Below are 17731 nucleotides of genomic sequence, written 5' to 3'. Positions count from 1 at the left end.
ACGGCCCACTGAAAAACAGGCGACTTTCGAGTCGCCTGTTTTTTTTGCATGGCAAAAAGTTTTTGTATCAAGCCGGATACTTTTTTTGGCGGCGGGCTCAAGCATCGGGATTTTTCTGTCGATACCTTTCCATGCGCTCAATTGGCACGGTCAGCGAAGACCTGTCCGGCCAGCGTCTGAGGTGACCGATTTCCGGATTCGACAACAACGCAAGGAAGAAGCAAATGGCAGTAGTAAATGGAACGAGTGAAGCGGATGTCCTGTCGGGCACCGATGGCAATGACGAACTCCATGGACTGGAGTCCGACGATCAACTGCTGGCCAGTGCGGGATCCGACCTGCTCGACGGTGGTGAAGGTTTTGACACGGCGAACTATTACGCAATGGGGTCGGGAGTCAACGTCGAGTTTGGCATCGGTGCGGCAACGGTCGCAGGGCCTGACGGCAAGGTCGATACGCTGGTGTCGGTGGAGAAGGTGGCCGGCAGTTACCACAACGACACGTTCACCGTTTCCGTGGGCGGGGTGACGCTGGAGGGCAGCGGCGGTGATGATCTGTACATCGTCGACGCCGAAGGCGTGACCCTCGTTGAAGAAAACTACGGTGGCTACGACGAACTGCGCACCAGCCTCAACACGATCAAGATGGATCCGTTCATCGAGAAGCTGACCTTTACCGGTACCGGCGATTTCAAGGGTTACGGCAACGCCAGTGACAACGAAATCATCGGCGGTGCGGGCAATGACTGGCTGTGGGGCGGTGCCGGTGCCGACCACTTTGTCGGTGGCGATGGTTACGATACTGTCAGCTACACCGACAGCCTTGAAGGTGTTCGGGTTCTGGACTTTGCCAACTACGATGGCTTGACCATTGCCTACGGCGATACGTTCACCGGCATCGAGGCAATTCAGGGATCGAATTTCGATGACGAGGTGTACCTGCTCGATAACGCCATGACCGTGGATGGCGCCGATGGCTACGACACCGTGAGCTATCGCCAATCCTGGGATGGCGTCAGCGTCGACATCGGCCAGCGCGCCGGTGCCGCGGGTGTCACGTTGCTGAACGTGGAGAAGGTCATCGGCACATCGTCCGCTGACCAATTCACGGCCAACATCGCGGGCGTGACGCTGGAAGGTGGAATGGGCGACGATGCGTACACCATCAACAGCACCGGTGTCAGCATCGTCGAGACAGACCTCTTTGGTGGCATCGACCATGTGTACACCAGCCTGTCGTCGCTGCACATGGACCCCTTCATTGAAAAAATGACGTATACCGGCACCGCAGACTTCACGGGCTACGGCAATGACGGGGACAACGTCATCGTTTCGGGCGCCGGCAACGACGTCCTGTTCGGCGGCGCGGGTGGCGATCGCTTCGAAGGCGGAGCCGGTGTCGATACCGTCAGCTATGAAGACAGCACTGAGGGTTTGAGCGTTTCTCTCGGCTGGGGCCCGCAGAGCGGGATCGCTCTCTACGACACGTACATCGACATCGAAAACCTGCGTGGCAGCCATTTCAATGATGTGCTGCAAGGTGATTGGGGCGACAACATTCTGGAAGGCGGTGCGGGCGACGATTTCATTCAGGGTGGCGCAGGTGCGGACATTCTTTATGGAGGCCTGGCATCCGGTCTGGATGGCGAGGCGCCGCAGAACGATACGCTGATAGGTGGCGATGGCGATGACACCTATGTGGTGAATGCCCCAGGCCTGGTATCCATTCAGGATATGGCGAGCAGCTACAACGACACCCTGATCATGAACACCATTGCCAACCTCAGTCAGTTGAGCGTCACGCGCGTCGGCGACGATGCCTACCTGCACGGCGCCAATGACGGCAGCAGCGGTGTGCCGGCCAATGGCGTGAAACTGGTGGACTGGTATGTGGGTGGGTACAACAACATCGAACATCTGCAGACCGCTGACGGCCAGTCCTACGACCTGCCGGCCACGATCGATGGATTCGCGATGTTTGGCTGATCCGTCCGATTCATTGAAGTCGCTTGATGAAGGGGATGATTCCGGCAACGGACTCATCCCTTTTTCATGCCTTGAACTCCCGCCGACGCAGCGCTCGCGGAGCTGGCGCGTTTCCTGCAAGTCCCCCTCAAATCGCCATAAAACGAGCGCTCGCGGTCATCGCAGCGGCGCCGCAGGCGGCAAAAGGGTTAGCCAGACGGCCCGCATCGCTCAACCAAGCCATGCGCAGCCCGGTGACGAACGAGAGGGGAGACGATGAAGGCAGTTATTTTGGCGGGTGGCCTCGGCACGCGCATCAGTGAAGAGTCGCACCTCAAGCCCAAGCCGATGATCGAGATCGGCGGCAAGCCAATTCTCTGGCACATCATGAAGCAGTATTCCGCTCACGGAATTCACGACTTCGTGATCTGCCTGGGCTACAAGGGCTATGCGATCAAGGACTTCTTCGCCAATTACTTCCTGCACACCTCCGACGTCACGTTCGACATGCGCAATAACCGCATGGACGTGCACCAGAACTACAGCGAGCCGTGGAGCGTCACCCTGATCGACACCGGCGAGGAAACCATGACCGGTGGCCGTCTGCTGCGTGCCGGGCGTTACCTCAAGGATGAAGAGGCGTTCTGCTTCACCTACGGCGACGGTGTTTCCGACATCAACATTGCTCAACTCGTCGAATACCACAAAGCCCACGGTCGCCTGGCCACCGTCACCGCGGTGCAGCCGCCGGGACGTTACGGCGCCCTCGAGCGGCAAGGCGATCAGGTTCTGGGTTTCACCGAGAAACCGCGCGGCGACGGTGGCTGGATCAACGGCGGCTTCTTCGTGCTGTCACCCAAAGTCCTGTCCTATATCGCTGGCGATGAAACCACCTGGGAAGCCGAGCCGCTGGCGCGTCTGGCTCAGGACGAACAGCTCAACGCCTTCGAACACGAAGGCTTCTGGCATCCGATGGACACCCTGCGCGACAAGAACCACCTCGAAGCGCTGTGGCAGAGCGGGGAGGCCCCATGGAAGCAATGGGCCTGAGTGCGGATTTCTGGCGCGGCAAACGCGTACTGGTCACCGGTCACACCGGTTTCAAAGGCAGCTGGCTGAGCCTGTGGCTGCAAAGCCTCGGCGCGCAAGTCAGCGGTTTTTCGCTGGATCCGTCGACCGAACCGAGCCTGTATGAACTGGCGCGGGTTCACGAAGGGATCAACGATCAACGTGGCGATCTGCGTGATCTCGGCGCGTTGCTGGAGATCATCGCCGACACCGAGCCGGAGATCGTCCTGCACCTGGCCGCGCAGCCGCTGGTGCGTGAAGGTTATCGCGACCCGCTGGGCACTTACTCCAGCAATGTCATGGGCACGCTGAACCTGCTCGAAGCGATTCGTCAGGTTGGTTGCGTGCGCGCCTGCGTGCTGGTGACCACCGACAAGGTCTACGCCAACAAGGAATGGCTGTGGCCGTACCGCGAAGACGAAGCCCTCGGCGGCCACGATCCCTACAGCAGCAGCAAGGCTTGCTGCGAACTGTTGGCGCAGTCTTACGCCGCGTCGTTTTTCCCGGCTGACAAGTACGCTGAACACGGTCTGGCCCTGGCCACCGCGCGCGCCGGCAACGTCTTGGGTGGCGGTGACTTCGCCCCTGAGCGGCTGATTCCCGATGTGCTCAAGGCCTGGACTGCAGACGAGCCGGTCACCCTGCGTTACCCGCAAGCCGTGCGCCCATGGCAGCACGCGCTGGAACCGCTGGCCGGTTACCTGCAACTGGCCGCCGGCCTCTACGAGCAAGGCCCGGAATACGCCGGGGCGTGGAATTTCGGCCCGGGCGAGGCGGACATGTGCAGCGTCGGCGAAGTGGTCGAACTGCTTGCCAACCGCTGGCCTCAGGCACGTGGTTTGCGCATCGAGAAAAGCGAACTGCACGAGGCCGGTCTGTTGCGTCTGGACAGCAGCCGTGCCCGTCAGGTGCTGGGCTGGCAGCCACGCTGGACCTTGCAGCAATGCCTGACCCAGACCCTCGACTGGCATCTGGCGTGGCAGAACGGCGATGACATGCGTGCCGTGACCCTCGGCCAATTGAACCTGTACCGAGGCGCGCTGTGAGCGAATTCTCCCTGAAGGCGTTGCCGCTGGCCGGGCTGTTCAGCGTCCAGCACAAACGCTTCGAAGATCAGCGCGGGCATTTCGCCCGGCTGTTCTGCGAAGGCAGCCTGAGTGCGTTCGGCCGCGAATTTCACATCCGCCAGATCAACCATTCCTGCACCCGTGAAAAGGGCAGCGTGCGCGGTCTGCATTACCAGAATGCCAATGCGCCGGAAGCCAAGCTGATCACCTGCCTGCGCGGTGAAGTGTGGGACGTGGCGGTGGATCTGCGTCCGGATTCCGAGACCTTTCTGCACTGGCACGCCGAGCACCTCAAGGCTGGCGATGGTCGCAGCCTGTTGATCCCGGCCGGCTTCGCCCACGGTTTCCAGACCCTGACCGACGACGCCGAACTGCTTTACCTGCACAGCGCCGATTACGCGCCGGAGCACGAAGGCGGCTTGTCGGTGAACGATCCACGGCTGGCGATTGCCTGGCCGTTGCCTGTCAATAATTTGTCAGCGCGTGATGCCAGCCATCCCGCGCTCGATCAACACTTTGCCGGAGTGCGTCTATGAACTGCCGTGGGTGCGCCGCACCGCTGAGCCTGCCGCTGATCGACCTCGGCACCTCGCCACCGTCCAACGCCTACGTGCACGCCGAGCGCCTGGAACAGGCCGAGCAATGGGTGCCGCTCAAGGTCGCCGTGTGCCAGCAGTGCTGGCTGGTGCAGACCGAGGATTACACCCGCGCCGACAGCCTGTTCGATGCCGAGTACGCCTACTTCAGCTCGTTCTCCAGCACCTGGCTGGCCCATGCCGAGCGCTATGTCGCCGAGATGGTCGAGCGCTTTGCTCTGAACGCTGACAGCCGTGTGGTCGAAATCGCCGCCAATGACGGCTATCTGCTGCAATACGTCGCTGCTCGCGGCATTCCGTGTCTGGGTGTCGAGCCGACCCGCAGCACCGCGCAAGCGGCGCGGGAAAAGGGTCTGCAGATTCGTGAAGTGTTCTTCGGTCGCGACAGCGCTGCGCAGCTGCACAGCGAAGGCTGGGGCGCCGACCTGATGGCCGCCAACAACGTGCTCGCGCATGTGCCGGACATCAATGATTTCCTTGGTGGTTTCGCCACGCTGCTCAAGCCGACCGGCGTCGCTACCTTCGAATTTCCGCAACTGCTGACGCTGATGGCTGGCGCGCAGTTCGACACGCTGTACCACGAGCACTATTCGTATCTGTCGCTGACCGCCGTGCAGACTCTGTGCGAGCGCAATGGTCTGGAAGTGTTCGACGTCAGTCAGTTGAGCACTCACGGCGGCTCGCTGCGGGTGTTCGTGCAACGCCAGGACGGTGAGCGTCGTGCGGTGCAGTCGGCGGTGCAGCAACAGTTGCAGGCCGAGCTCGCTGCCGGGGTGAAAACCCCTGAGTACTACGCGACCCTCGCGCCGGCTGCCGAACGCATCAAGCATGAACTGCTGCGCTTCCTGTTGCAGGCCAAGGCCGAGGGCAAGCGTGTGGTCGGTTACGGCGCGGCGGCCAAGGGCAACACCTTGCTCAACTACGCCGGGGTCAAACCGGATCTGTTGGCGTGGGTGGCCGATGCCAACCCGCACAAGCAGGGCAAGTTTTTGCCGGGCAGTCGTATTCCAATTGTCGCGCCGACGCAGATCGACATCGAAAAACCGGACTACGTGCTGGTGTTGCCGTGGAACCTGCTGCACGAAGTCAGTCAGCAACTGGCGCAAGTGCGTCAGTGGGACGGGCGCTTCGTGATCGCCGTGCCTGAGATGAAAGTCCTGTGAAAGTCCTGGTCAGCGGGGCCACGGGCTTCGTCGGTCGGCATCTGGTCGCGGCGTTGCTGGCGCGTGGCTGCGCCGTGCGCGCGGTGGCGCGCAATACAGATACGGCTGCGAGCATGCCATGGATCAATGACGTCGAATTCGTCGCGGCGGATATTCACGCGTCGGATCTCGACATTGCGGCGCTCACCGACGGTATCGACGTGCTGGCGCACCTGGCTTGGCCGGGGTTGCCGAACTATCGGGCGCTGTTCCATTTCGAGCACAACCTGATGGCCGACTACCGCTTTATCAAAGGCGCGGTCGAGGCGGGCGTACCGCAAGTCCTGGTAACCGGCACCTGCTTCGAGTACGGCATGCAAAGCGGCCCGCTCAGCGAAAGCGTCGAGCCGCAGCCGAGCAATCCTTACGGTCTGGCCAAACACACGCTGCAGCTGTTTTTGCACAATCTGCAGCAGGAAAAACCGTTCACTTTGCAGTGGGCGCGTCTGTTCTACCTGCATGGCGAAGGGCAGAACCCCAACAGTCTGCTGGCGGCGCTGGACCGGGCGATCGATGCCGGGGAGGCGTCGTTCAACATGTCCGGCGGCGAGCAACTGCGCGACTTTTTGCCGATCGCCAGCGCTGCTGATTACCTCGCCGCGATCGTCCATCAGCGCGATTTCAACGGCGTGATCAATTGCGCCAGCGGCCAGCCGGTATCGGTGCGCACACTGGTTGAACAACGTCTGCGCGAGCGCGGTGCGGCACTGAATCTGAACCTCGGCCATTACCCCTATCCGACCCATGAACCGATGGCGTTCTGGGCCGTGACCGAGCGTTTGCAACAGCTACTGGGAGAGCCGCAATGAGGCACGAGTTGTATCGGGTCACCGACCTGCCGGTGTTGCAGAACCGCACCTTTGCCGACCCTGAATCGGCAAAGGCGTCGGCCAGCGCCGACATGTTGCTGGTGCAGGATGAGCGCAGCGGTCTGATCTTCAACGCCGCGTTCGATGCCGACAAGCTCAGCTATGACGCCGACTATCAGAACGAACAGGCCCATTCGGGCCAGTTCCAAAAGCACCTGAGCGACGTCGAAGGCATCATCGCCAAACACTTCAAGGGCCGGGAGCTGATCGAAGTCGGCTGCGGCAAGGGCTACTTTCTTGAGCTGCTCAAGGGCCTCGGTTATTCGATCACCGGGATTGATCCGGCCTACGAAGGCGAAAACGCCGACGTAATCAAGGCGCCGTTCACCCCAGGTCTCGGCCTGGCCGCGGACGCCATCGTGCTGCGTCATGTGCTGGAACACATCGAAGACCCGGTCAGCTTCCTGTCGGTGATCGCCGAAGCCAACCAGGGCGGGCAGATCTACATCGAAGTGCCGTGCTTCGACTGGATCCTCGAGCACAAAGCGTGGTTCGACCTGTTCTACGAGCACGTCAATTATTTCCGCCTCGATGACCTGCGCCGGATGTTCGGCACCGTGCACGAGGCCGGCCACCTGTTTGGCGGCCAGTACCTGTACATCGTCGCCGACCTGTCGACGTTGCGCCTGACCCCGCAGCAACCGGTGCCACGCCTGACGCTACCGGACGGTTTCACGGCGAGCCTTGAGCGTGCAGTGCAGATCATCCAGTGCGCACCTGAACAGGGTTCGGCGATCTGGGGCGCGTCGTCCAAAGGCGTGATCTATTCGCTGTTCCTGCAGCGCGCGGGTGTCGCGGTGGATCGCGTGGTGGATATCAACCCCGCCAAGCAGGGACGTTATCTGCCACTGAGCGGCGCGCGGGTGTCCTCGCCGCAAGAGGCCATGGACGCCTTGCCCGAAGGCGCCCACCTGTTTGTGATGAACTCCAATTACCTCGAAGAAATCAAGCGGATGACCGGTGGACGTTACGTCTATCACGCCGTTGACAGCGCTTCGTTCCAGTGACCCTTGAGATTTTGAACATGACCGACAACAGCATCAACCAAGCCTTCGAAGCCGAGTGCCGCGAGCAGATCGCCCAGCAGGGTGACGACCAGAAACTCACTGGCCTGGCCCGTGATTTCTTCAACGAATCGGCCAAACACAAGTACAGCTATCACTTCTCGTGGATGGGCCGCCCGATCATCCAGCTGCCGCAGGACATGATGGCAATGCAGGAGATCATCTGGCAGGTCAAGCCGGATCTGGTCATCGAGTGCGGCATCGCCCACGGCGGTTCGATCATCTATTACGCCTCTCTGCTGGAACTGCAAGGTCACGGCGAAGTGCTGGGCATCGACCTCGACATCCGCCCGCACAACCGTGAAGCGATCGAAAGCCACCCGATGGCCAAGCGCATCAAGATGATCGAAGGTTCGAGCATCGATCCGGCCATCGCCGCTCAGGTGCAGGCTGCGGCCAAAGGCAAGAAGGTCATTCTGGTCCTCGACTCCAACCACACCCACGACCACGTGCTCGAAGAGCTGCGCCTGTATGCGCCGCTGGTCTCGGTCGACAGCTACTGCGTGGTGATGGACACCGTGGTTGAAGACATGCCGGCCGATTTCTTCCCGGATCGCCCATGGGGCCCGGGCGACAACCCGAAAACCGCGGTGTGGAAGTACCTGGAAGAGAATCAGGACTTCGAGATCGACCAGCAGTTGCAGAACAAGCTGCTGATCACCGTGGCGCCGGACGGCTATCTGCGTCGCGTTCGTTAATTCGCACCATCACCAAAGCGTTATCTCGGCGAGTCGCCGGTTGTGGAGAGAAGTTATGCAAGGCAAGTACAGTTCTGAACTGGCGCTACCGCTCAACGAGCTGTTGACCGTGGTGCTGATTACTCACAATCGGCCGGCGTTCCTGCGCCGGGCGGTGAAGTATTACAGCAGCTTGCCCTGCCGGATCATGGTGCTCGACTCGACGGTCGAGCGGCCTGAAGGGGATTTTTCTGCCGTCGATTATCACCATGTGCCGCAGTTCGCCTACTGGGGCATGCAGGCCAAACTGGCTTATGGTGTGGAGCAGCTGACCACGCCGTATATGGTGCTGGCGGCCGACGATGACTTCATCCTGCACGATTCGCTGACCGAGTCCGTGAACTTCCTGCAGGCGAACCAGGATTACGGCATGTGCCACGGCTATTGCCTGATGTACCTGTCTCTGGCCCACGGCGTGAACTACTACCGGCGTGACAAGAAAGTCCAGGAAGACTATTCGTCCGAGCGGGCGCAGGATCGGGTCATCGATTACATGAGTCAGTACATCCCGCCGTTCTACGCGGTGACCCGTACTGACCTGATGAAAAACTGGCATTCGGCGTTGCCACCGGGTACCAATTTCCAGTGGCAGGAAATCGGTCACGTCTATTACCTGCTGGCCAGTGCCAAGGCGCGGATCCTGCCGATGCCTTATGTGGTGCGTGAGATCAACTACGGTGTATCCGAGCACAATACCGATGTGTATCACTCGCTGACCTACGCCGACGGCAAATCGGTTGCCGAGCGAGAGGCCTTTGCCGAGTTTCTCGCCTCTCTGCCAACCGCCATTCAAGGGCTCGACGCCGGACAGCTCAAGGCGTTTGCCCTGCAGAGTTTCGAGGCCATGGCTGACAGCTTGAAGACTGGGCGCGCGCTGACTGCAGAACTGATTTTCGAATCCACCTGGAACCAGAACCTCAGGCATCCGGATCGTCGTTTTGGTCCGTTGCAGTACGTCGAGATGCCGTTCTACAACCAACCGTTCTTCGATCGTCTGGAACAGTTCGAATTCATGCTGCACGCCATGCCCGCCGGCCGTATGCAACTGGAAGGGCTTGAGGGGATATGGACGCGTCAGGCGCACCTGCTGCAGGCGCGTAACAACGATACGCCGGAAAGTGTGGTCGACCGTTTGTGGCAGGCGCACGACCTCAATGCTTTCAACCAGACAGTCGTCAAACGCCTTGCCGCGCATCTGAATAACATGGGTGAAGACGAAGCCGCCGGGTCGGTGAACGAGTGGATCGATCGGCTTGAAGCCTTGGTGATTGAAGACCATCAGGCAGTCTTCGACAACATGAAATCCGGTCGCCTGCTGCAGTGGCTGGCCGCGCGTGAGCCGTCGGCGCAACAGGTCGAGTCGATCACTCGACATCTGTCAGCCCATGACGTTGGTCCGCAGTTCGGCATCTTCCTGCTGGATCTGGATGACCAGATCGACAAGGTGCAGGTCTCGCTCGACAGTCTGCTCGAGGGGCACTGCAAAGCGTTCAGGATTGTGGTGTTCACCACGGGCGAGCCGCCGGTGGCGACCACCGCGCAAAATACCCTGCACTTCGTGCGCGTTACCCAGAGCAACTACGTCGACAAGTTGAATCAGAGTGCTCAGCAGTCAGCGTGCGACTGGCTGCTGCTGGCGCAAGCGGGCGACGAGTTCACCGCTGGCGGCTTGTTGCGGGCCAGTCTGGAACTGATGTCCGCCACAGGCGTGCGCGCCGTCGCCACCGATGAAATCCAGCGCAAGGAAAACGGTGCGCTGGTCGACGTCTTCCGCCCGGGCTTCAATCTGGACCTGCTGCAAAGCGTTCCAGCGCTGATGGCGCGTCATTGGTTGATTCGCCGCGAAGTGTTGCTCGAAGCCGGTGGTTATCAGGCCGACTTCAGCAAGGCCCTGGAACTGGATCTGCTGCTGCGCATCATCGAACAGGGCGGCATTGGCGGCCTGGCGCACCTCGACGAGCCACTGCTGATCACCCAGGCCTCGGTGCTGGAAGAGAATGCCCACGAGCGTCAGGCGCTGCTGCGTCACTTGACCAATCGCGGATACAAGGCAAGGGTCACCTCGGCGACGCCCGGTACCTATCAGATTGATTACCGTCATGCCGAACAGCCGCTGGTGTCGATCATCGTCCCAGCCATCGACGACCTGCCGGCACTGCGTCGCTGCCTGGAAGGCGTGTTGCTCAGAACCCGTTACAGCCGCTATGAAGTGCTGATTGCAGCGAATCCGAATCAGTCGGCCGAGGTCAATGACTGGCTGGGCACGCTGCGCAACCCCAAAGTCAATGTGCTGCGTGCCGATCAGCCGCTCGGCGAGACGGCGTTGTACAACGCCGCCAGCGAGCAGGCGCAGGGTGAATATCTGGTGCTGTTGGCGGCTGACAGCGAGGTCGTCAATCCGAACTGGATCGACTCGTTGCTCAATCACGCGCAGCGTCCGGAAGTGGCTATCGTCGGTGCCAAACTCGTCGATCGTGACGGCAAGATCGCTCATGCCGGTTTGATTGTTGGTCTGAACGATGGCGTGGGTTCGCCTTTTATCGGTGAAAAACACGCCGCTGAAGGTTACATGCAGCGCCTGGCGGTCGAGCAAAACTATTCGGCGGTGTCGAAGGTGTGCCTGATGATCCGCAAAGAACTGTTCAACGCACTGGGCGGTCTGGACGAAGTGACGTTCGCCGACGGCTTGAGCGATGTCGATCTGTGCCTCAAGGCCGGTGATGCGGGTTACCTCATTGTGTGGACGCCGCTGGTGCAGGTTGTGCATCCGGGCCTCTTGCCGCAAGCGCCATCAGCCCTGGCTGCTTTGCGTGAGAAGTGGGGCGGCGCCTTTGCGCAGGACAGTGCCTATAACGCCAATCTATCCCTCATCGGCAAAGGTTTTACCTTGGGTGAAAGCACGCCGGTCAACTGGGCACAGTTACTCGCTTGAGTCCGTCGGACAAGCAACAGGAATCAGCACATGTTCAACGGTAAATCGATCTTCATCTCTGGCGGCACCGGCTCGTTCGGGCGCAAATTCATCGCCCGTCTGCTTGAGCAATACCAGCCCAAGCGCGTGGTGGTGTTCTCCCGCGATGAACTCAAACAGTACGAAATGCAGCAGACGTTCAACGCGCCGTGCATGCGCTACTTTCTCGGTGACGTGCGTGATGCCGACCGTCTGCGGCAGGCCATGCGCGGCATCGACTACGTGGTGCATGCGGCGGCGCTCAAGCAGGTGCCGGCGGCGGAGTACAACCCCACCGAGTGCATCCGCACCAACGTCAATGGTGCGGAGAACATCATCGCCGCCGCCATCGATAACGGCGTGAAAAAGGTTGTGGCGCTGTCCACCGACAAGGCCGCCAGCCCGATCAACCTGTACGGCGCGACCAAGCTGCTGTCGGACAAGTTGTTCGTCGCCGCCAACAACATTGCCGGTGAGCAACAAACGCGTTTTGCCGTGGTGCGCTACGGCAACGTGGCGGGCTCGCGGGGTTCGGTGGTGCCGTTCTTCAGCAAGCTGATTGCCGACGGTGCGCAGGAGCTGCCGATCACCGACGAGCGCATGACGCGCTTCTGGATCACCCTCGATCACGGCGTGCAGTTTGTCCTCGACAGCTTTGCGCGGATGCACGGCGGCGAAGTGTTCGTGCCGAAGATCCCATCGATCCGCATCGTCGATCTGGCGCGGGGCATGGCCGAGCATCTGCCGCACAAGAACGTCGGTATTCGTCCCGGGGAAAAACTGCATGAACTGATGGTGCCGCTGGACGATGCGCGGATGACCCTGGAATTCGAGGATCACTACACCATCCAGCCTTCCATCCGCTTTACCAGCGTCGATGTCGATTTCTCCATCGACAAGCTCGGCGAACATGGCCGGCCGGTGAGTGAGGATTTCGAATACCGCTCCGACACCAATCCGCACTACCTCTCGGTCGGGCAGATCGCCGAGCTGCACGCGAAGTTGTCGGCATGATTCCCTACGGTCGGCAGAGCGTTGATCAGGCGGACATCAATGCCGTGGTCGAGGTTTTGCAATCGGACTGGCTGACTCAAGGCCCGACTATCGAGCGTTTCGAGCAGGCAATGGCCGAACGTTGCCAGGCCGACTTCGCGGTGGCGGTGTGCAACGCCACGGCGGCGCTGCACATCGCCTGTCTCGCTGCCGGCCTGGGCCCGGGCGACCGTTTGTGGACCACGCCGAACACTTTTCTGGCTTCGGCCAACTGCGGACGCTACTGCGGCGCCGAGGTGGATTTCGTCGACATCGATCCGCTGACCTGGAACCTCGATGCCTTCGCCCTCGCCGCGAAGCTCGATCAGGCCGAGCAGGACGGCACGCTGCCGAAAGTGTTGGTGGCGGTGGCGTTCTCCGGGCAGAGCTGCGACCTGCGCAAGATTGCCGAACTGGCCGAGCGCTACAATTTCACCGTGATCGAAGACGCCTCGCACGCGGTGGGCGCCAGCTACGCCGGGCGCCCGGTGGGGTGCGGGGAATTTGCGGCGATGACCGTGTTCAGTTTCCACCCGGTGAAAATCATCACCAGCGCTGAAGGTGGCATGGTCCTGACCAATCGCCCGCAACTGGCCGAGCGTCTGCAACGCCTGCGCAGCCACGGCATGACCCGCGATCCGCAGCAGATGAGCGAACCCAGCCACGGGCCGTGGTATTACCAGCAGATCGAGCTGGGCTTCAATTACCGGATCACCGATTTGCAAGCGGCGCTGGGTCTGTCGCAACTGGCCAGACTGGACGGGTTTATTGCCCGTCGCCGCGAACTGGCGGCGCGTTACGACCGGTTGCTGGCCTACCTGCCACTGACCTTGCCCAGCGCGCAGCCGGAGGCGGAATCGGCGTGGCACCTGTACGTGGTGCGCTTGCAGACCGAACGCATCGGCCTGACCCATCGTCAGGTGTTCGAAGGCTTGCGTGCCGCCGGCATCGGCGTGAACCTGCACTATATTCCTGTGCATTTGCAGCCGTACTATCGCGACCTGGGTTTTGCCGAAGGCGACTTCCCCGAAGCCGAGCGTTATTACGCCGAGGCGATCAGCCTGCCGCTGTATCCGTTGCTCAGTGATGAGCAGCAGGATCATGTGGTCGAGCAATTGCGCCGGCTGACCGAATAAACCCCGCTGCGGCGGCGAATGAGACTGTGCAATGCGTGATCTGAGTGAGCAGGAAAAATTCTGGCAGGGCGATTTCGGCAACCAGTACGTCGATCGCAATGTCGGTCAGCCACTGGTCGCGGCCAACCTGGCGTTGTTCGCCAAGGCCCTGAGCCGCGCCGGGCGCATCGACAGTGTGGTTGAGCTGGGCACCAATGCCGGCAACAACCTGCAGGCGCTGCGTCAACTGCTGCCGCACAGTGAATTGTTCGGCGTCGAGATCAATGAAAGCGCCTGTGCTCAGGCGCGGGCACTGGGCATCGCGCAGATCTGGCACGGCTCGCTGTTCGACTTTCCGCGCGAGCGCAGTTACGACCTGACCCTGAGCAAAGGCGTGCTGATCCATCTGGCGCCGGAGCTGCTGCCGACTGCCTATGCGCAGTTGTATGCGTTGAGCCAGCGCTACATTCTGATCGCCGAATACTACAACCCGGCACCGGTGGAAGTGTCCTATCGCGGCAACAGCGGCAAGCTGTTCAAGCGCGATTTCGCCGGGGAAATGCTCGATCGTTATGCCGATCTGCAATTGCTCGATTACGGCTTTGGTTATCACCGAGACCCGCAATTCCCGGTGGACGACATCACCTGGTTTCTACTGGAAAAACGTCCTTGAACAGCGTCGCAATCATCCCGGCCCGTGGCGGCAGCAAGCGCATCCCGCGCAAGAATCTGCTGGCGTTCGACGGCGTGCCGATGATTGTCCGCTCGATCCGTACGGCGCTCGACAGTGGCTTGTTCGAACAGGTCGTGGTCAGTACCGATGACGCGGAAATTGCCGAGCTGGCGCTGGCCCACGGTGCGCAAGTGCCGTTCCTGCGCCCGGCTGAACTGGCGGATGATTTCACCGGCACCGCTGCGGTGATCGTGCATGCCTTGCAGCAACTGCCCGCGTTCGATTACGCCTGCTGCGTGTACGCCACGGCGCCGTTGTTGCAGTCACGCTTTCTGCGCGAGGGATTCGAGTTGTTGCAGCAGCATCCGCAGAAGTCGTTTGCTTTTTCGGTGTGCAGCTTTGGTTTCCCCGTACAGCGGGCGCTAACGGTGGACGGGCAGGGCGCATTGACCGCGTTGTATCCGGAATTCCGCCAAACCCGCTCGCAGGATCTGCCCGAAGCCTTTCAGGACGCCGGCCAGTTCTACTGGGGCCGCAGCGAAGCGTGGCTGCGCGGTGATGTGTTGTATTCACCCGCCAGCCTGCCGGTCATTCTGCCGCGACATCTGGTGCAGGACATCGACACGCTGCAAGACTGGAAACGCGCCGAATACCTCTACGCCGCGCTCAAGGCCGGCGGAGAACTGCAATGAGAGTACTGATCCGCGCTGACGCTTCGCCGACCATCGGCAGTGGCCACATCGCCCGCTGCCTGACGCTGGCGCGGGTGCTGCGCCAGCAAGGCAGTCATGTCGCGTTTGCCTGTCGGCGGCTGCCCGGGCATCGGCTTGATGCCTTGGCTGCCGAAGGTTTCGAGACCTTCGCCTTGCCGGACTTCTACCCCGACGAAGACCCGCAACAGGCCATCGAATCGATGCTGCCGTGGCAGGCAGACATCGAGGCGCTGGACGCCTTGCTGGCAGGTCACGCCGCATTCGACTGGATCATCGCCGACCACTACGGCCTCGATCATCACTGGCAAACCGCAGCGCGCCGTTGGGCACCTCGGATCGCGGCAGTAGACGATCTCGCCACCCGCCGTTACAGCGTTGATCTGCTGCTCAATCAGAACCTGTCCGGTCTCAGCGCAAACTATGCGCCGCTGCTGCCCGAAGGCTGCCGCACCTTGCTCGGCCCGCGCTACGCCATGCTGCGCGAGGAGTTCGTCTGCCCGGCCATTGCGATCAAGCCCAAGGCGCGCCGGGTGCTGGTGAATTTCGGTGGTTTCGATGCGGCGATGCAGACCCATCACGCGATGTTGGCGCTGAAGGACTTCACCGAACTGGAAGTGGATTTCGTCGCCGGTGCAGACAACCCGGCGTGGGCACAAATGCAGGCACTGGCCGCCACACGGCCGCATTGGCGCCTGCACAGTTTCGTCAGCGATTTCCAGCAACGCATGACCGCGGCCGATCTGTTTATCGGCGCCGGTGGCGGCACCAGTTGGGAGCGCGCGGCGCTGGGCCTGCCGACGATCTGCATCGCGGTATCGAACAATCAGCAGGCCAACGGCGAAGTCATGGCGGCGGCGGGGGCGCATGTGTTCATGGGTGCTCGCGAGCAGGTCAGCGTCGAACAACTGCGCGATGCCATCGGTTTTGTCGTCGACAATGTCTATCTGCGCCAGAGTCTGGCCGAGCGTTCACGGCAACTGGTCGATGGGCGCGGTGCGTTGCGCGTGGCGGCAGCGCTGGCCGGTGCCGTGCTCACGCTGCGCTCGGCGACCCTCGATGATGCGCAATTGTTGTTCGACGGGCGCAATGCCGAGGCTGTGCGGCGCTGGTCACTGGACACGGCTGCAATCGAATGGCCGCAGCACCTGAACTGGCTGACGGCGAGCCTGCGCAACCCGCAGCGTCTGCTGTTGATTGCCGAGGCCGATGACGGCCCGGTCGGCGTCTTGCGTTATGACTTGCGTGGATTCGAGGCTGAAGTGTCGCTGTATCTGCTGCGCGGGCGTTTTGGTCTGGGCTGGGGCAGGGCGCTGCTGGCGCGAGGTGAGGCGTTCGTCCGCGAGCACTGGCCGCAGATCACCGCCATCACCGCTCAGGTGCTGCCGGGCAATCGCCCCTCTTTAAATGTGTTTCGTGACGCCGGATTCGCCCAGAGTGCCTGCGCGTTCACCCAGGTTTTGAAGGATCACCGCGATGAGTAGTTTCAAGATTGGCGAGCGTCTGATCGGTGCCGATGCGCCGCCGTTCATCATTGCCGAGATGAGCGGCAACCATAATCAGTCGCTGGAGCTGGCGCTGCAGATTGTCGAGGCCGCCGCCAAGGCTGGGGCGCATGCCTTGAAGCTGCAGACTTACACCGCGCAGACCATGACCCTGGATCTGGCCGAGGGCGAGTTTTTCATCAAAGACCCGAATAGCCTGTGGGCGGGTACTTCGCTGTACGACCTGTATGAGAAGGCCCACACCCCGTGGGAGTGGCACGCGCCGATTTTCGCTCGGGCCAAAGAACTGGGCATGCTCGCGTTCTCGACGCCGTTCGACGACACGGCGGTGGACTTTCTCGAAAGCCTCGACGTGCCGGCGTACAAGATCGCCAGTTTCGAAAACACCGATCTGCCGTTGATCCGCCGTGTGGCGTCGACCGGCAAACCGCTGATCATCTCCACCGGCATGGCCAGCATCGCCGAGCTCGACGAAACCGTGCGCGCCGCCCGCGAGGCAGGGTGCAAGGATCTGGTGCTGCTCAAATGCACCAGCACTTACCCCGCGACTCCGCTCAACAGCAACGTGCGCACGATCCCGCATCTGCGTGAACTGTTCGGTTGTGAAGTCGGGCTGTCCGATCACTCCATGGGCGTGGGTGTGTCCGTGGCCGCCGTGGGACTCGGGGCAACGGTGGTGGAAAAACACTTTACCCTCGACCGTTCGGCAGGTGGCGTCGACGCCAGTTTCTCGCTGGAACCTGCGGAGCTGGCCAGTCTGGTGGTGGAAACCGAACGCGCCTGGCAAGCCATGGGCCAGGTGCATTACGGCGTCACCGAGGCCGAGCGCAAGTCGCTGGTCTATCGCCGCTCGCTGTACGTCACTGCCGACATGGCGGCCGGTGAGCCCTTTTCCCGGGACAATCTGCGCGCCATTCGCCCTGGTCTCGGTCTGCCGCCCAAGCACACCGATGCTGTCCTCGGTCGCCGCGCTCGTCAGGCGATCAAACGCGGCACGCCGCTGGACTGGTCGTTGGTCGAATAACCCGATCTGCCACCGATTCGGCAAAATAGCGTGACCTGCGAGTCATAACGCGCATCTTCACTGTATTGTATTGACCGGGGAGATGGCGCCTGGCCGTGTAATCGGTTCCAGTGATAGCCCTTTGCGCTCCCCGTGGCTGCCCGTTGTGGCGGCCG

Annotated in this window: 15 protein-coding genes; all 15 read left to right on the top strand. The window is 61.4% G+C overall.

Annotated features, from left to right (window positions below; translation table 11 throughout):
- Positions 1–224: 224 nt before the first annotated feature.
- The 15 genes from OC71_RS21040 to pseI all read left to right on the top strand — a co-directional run bounded on the left by OC71_RS21040 (position 225) and on the right by pseI (position 17576).
- Positions 225–1985, top strand: a complete 1761-nt coding sequence (locus tag OC71_RS21040) for a calcium-binding protein (protein WP_041073039.1) — start codon at positions 225–227, stop codon at positions 1983–1985.
- A 255-nt stretch (positions 1986–2240) separates the two neighbouring features.
- Positions 2241–3014, top strand: a complete 774-nt coding sequence (gene rfbF, locus OC71_RS21035; protein ID WP_041073037.1) for a glucose-1-phosphate cytidylyltransferase — start codon at positions 2241–2243, stop codon at positions 3012–3014.
- Positions 2996–4078: a CDP-glucose 4,6-dehydratase gene (rfbG, locus tag OC71_RS21030; protein WP_041073035.1), complete on the top strand. Its 1083-nt coding sequence runs from the start codon at positions 2996–2998 to the stop codon at positions 4076–4078. The genes rfbF and rfbG overlap by 19 nt, the downstream gene beginning before the upstream one ends.
- The gene (locus OC71_RS21025) at positions 4075–4635 is read left to right on the top strand and encodes a dTDP-4-dehydrorhamnose 3,5-epimerase family protein (RefSeq protein ID WP_041073033.1); all 561 of its coding nucleotides are present in this window, start codon (positions 4075–4077) and stop codon (positions 4633–4635) included. The genes rfbG and OC71_RS21025 overlap by 4 nt, the downstream gene beginning before the upstream one ends.
- Positions 4632–5858, top strand: coding sequence for a class I SAM-dependent methyltransferase (locus OC71_RS21020; RefSeq protein WP_041073031.1), 1227 nt, complete (start codon positions 4632–4634; stop codon positions 5856–5858). The genes OC71_RS21025 and OC71_RS21020 overlap by 4 nt, the downstream gene beginning before the upstream one ends.
- Positions 5855–6706: an NAD(P)-dependent oxidoreductase gene (locus tag OC71_RS21015; protein WP_041073029.1), complete on the top strand. Its 852-nt coding sequence runs from the start codon at positions 5855–5857 to the stop codon at positions 6704–6706. The genes OC71_RS21020 and OC71_RS21015 overlap by 4 nt, the downstream gene beginning before the upstream one ends.
- On the top strand, positions 6703–7773 hold the full coding sequence (locus tag OC71_RS21010) for a class I SAM-dependent methyltransferase (RefSeq protein ID WP_041073027.1): 1071 nt from the start codon (positions 6703–6705) through the stop codon (positions 7771–7773). Before OC71_RS21015 ends, OC71_RS21010 begins: the two co-directional genes overlap by 4 nt.
- A gap of 17 nt (positions 7774–7790) precedes the next feature.
- Positions 7791–8528 carry a cephalosporin hydroxylase family protein gene (locus tag OC71_RS21005; protein ID WP_027614220.1) on the top strand — a complete coding sequence of 246 codons (738 nt, stop codon included), beginning with the start codon at positions 7791–7793 and terminating at the stop codon, positions 8526–8528.
- A 55-nt stretch (positions 8529–8583) separates the two neighbouring features.
- The gene (locus tag OC71_RS21000) at positions 8584–11499 is read left to right on the top strand and encodes a TIGR00180 family glycosyltransferase (protein WP_041073025.1); all 2916 of its coding nucleotides are present in this window, start codon (positions 8584–8586) and stop codon (positions 11497–11499) included.
- Positions 11500–11529: 30 nt separating this feature from the next.
- Positions 11530–12531, top strand: coding sequence for a UDP-N-acetylglucosamine 4,6-dehydratase (inverting) (pseB, locus tag OC71_RS20995; RefSeq protein WP_027614222.1), 1002 nt, complete (start codon positions 11530–11532; stop codon positions 12529–12531).
- Positions 12528–13685, top strand: coding sequence for a UDP-4-amino-4,6-dideoxy-N-acetyl-beta-L-altrosamine transaminase (pseC, locus tag OC71_RS20990; RefSeq protein WP_041073022.1), 1158 nt, complete (start codon positions 12528–12530; stop codon positions 13683–13685). The genes pseB and pseC overlap by 4 nt, the downstream gene beginning before the upstream one ends.
- A 31-nt stretch (positions 13686–13716) precedes the next feature.
- Entirely contained in the window at positions 13717–14337 is a 621-nt protein-coding gene (locus OC71_RS20985; RefSeq protein WP_041073020.1) for a pseudaminic acid biosynthesis-associated methylase, read from the top strand.
- Entirely contained in the window at positions 14334–15029 is a 696-nt protein-coding gene (gene pseF, locus OC71_RS20980) for a pseudaminic acid cytidylyltransferase (RefSeq protein WP_041073018.1), read from the top strand. The genes OC71_RS20985 and pseF overlap by 4 nt, the downstream gene beginning before the upstream one ends.
- Positions 15026–16531, top strand: coding sequence for a UDP-2,4-diacetamido-2,4,6-trideoxy-beta-L-altropyranose hydrolase (gene pseG, locus OC71_RS20975; protein ID WP_041073016.1), 1506 nt, complete (start codon positions 15026–15028; stop codon positions 16529–16531). Before pseF ends, pseG begins: the two co-directional genes overlap by 4 nt.
- Positions 16524–17576, top strand: a complete 1053-nt coding sequence (gene pseI, locus OC71_RS20970; RefSeq protein ID WP_041073015.1) for a pseudaminic acid synthase — start codon at positions 16524–16526, stop codon at positions 17574–17576. The genes pseG and pseI overlap by 8 nt, the downstream gene beginning before the upstream one ends.
- Positions 17577–17731: the final 155 nt, after the last annotated feature.

Source organism: Pseudomonas sp. W15Feb9B (assembly GCF_000828175.1).
In the GTDB taxonomy this organism is placed as follows: Bacteria; Pseudomonadota; Gammaproteobacteria; order Pseudomonadales; family Pseudomonadaceae; genus Aquipseudomonas; species Aquipseudomonas parakoreensis.
This window is presented reverse-complemented; position numbering and strand designations above follow the sequence as displayed.

Excerpts from the sequence above, each read along its gene's own strand:
- OC71_RS21040 (WP_041073039.1), top strand. The coding sequence starts at position 225 with ATGGCAGTAGTAAATGGAACGAGTGAAGCGGATGTCCTGTCGGGCACC.
- rfbF (WP_041073037.1), top strand. The coding sequence starts at position 2,241 with ATGAAGGCAGTTATTTTGGCGGGTGGCCTCGGCACGCGCATCAGTGAA.
- rfbG (WP_041073035.1), top strand. The coding sequence starts at position 2,996 with ATGGAAGCAATGGGCCTGAGTGCGGATTTCTGGCGCGGCAAACGCGTA.
- OC71_RS21020 (WP_041073031.1), top strand. The coding sequence starts at position 4,632 with ATGAACTGCCGTGGGTGCGCCGCACCGCTGAGCCTGCCGCTGATCGAC.
- OC71_RS21010 (WP_041073027.1), top strand. The coding sequence starts at position 6,703 with ATGAGGCACGAGTTGTATCGGGTCACCGACCTGCCGGTGTTGCAGAAC.
- OC71_RS21005 (WP_027614220.1), top strand. The coding sequence starts at position 7,791 with ATGACCGACAACAGCATCAACCAAGCCTTCGAAGCCGAGTGCCGCGAG.
- OC71_RS21000 (WP_041073025.1), top strand. The coding sequence starts at position 8,584 with ATGCAAGGCAAGTACAGTTCTGAACTGGCGCTACCGCTCAACGAGCTG.
- pseB (WP_027614222.1), top strand. The coding sequence starts at position 11,530 with ATGTTCAACGGTAAATCGATCTTCATCTCTGGCGGCACCGGCTCGTTC.
- pseC (WP_041073022.1), top strand. The coding sequence starts at position 12,528 with ATGATTCCCTACGGTCGGCAGAGCGTTGATCAGGCGGACATCAATGCC.
- OC71_RS20985 (WP_041073020.1), top strand. The coding sequence starts at position 13,717 with ATGCGTGATCTGAGTGAGCAGGAAAAATTCTGGCAGGGCGATTTCGGC.
- pseG (WP_041073016.1), top strand. The coding sequence starts at position 15,026 with ATGAGAGTACTGATCCGCGCTGACGCTTCGCCGACCATCGGCAGTGGC.
- pseI (WP_041073015.1), top strand. The coding sequence starts at position 16,524 with ATGAGTAGTTTCAAGATTGGCGAGCGTCTGATCGGTGCCGATGCGCCG.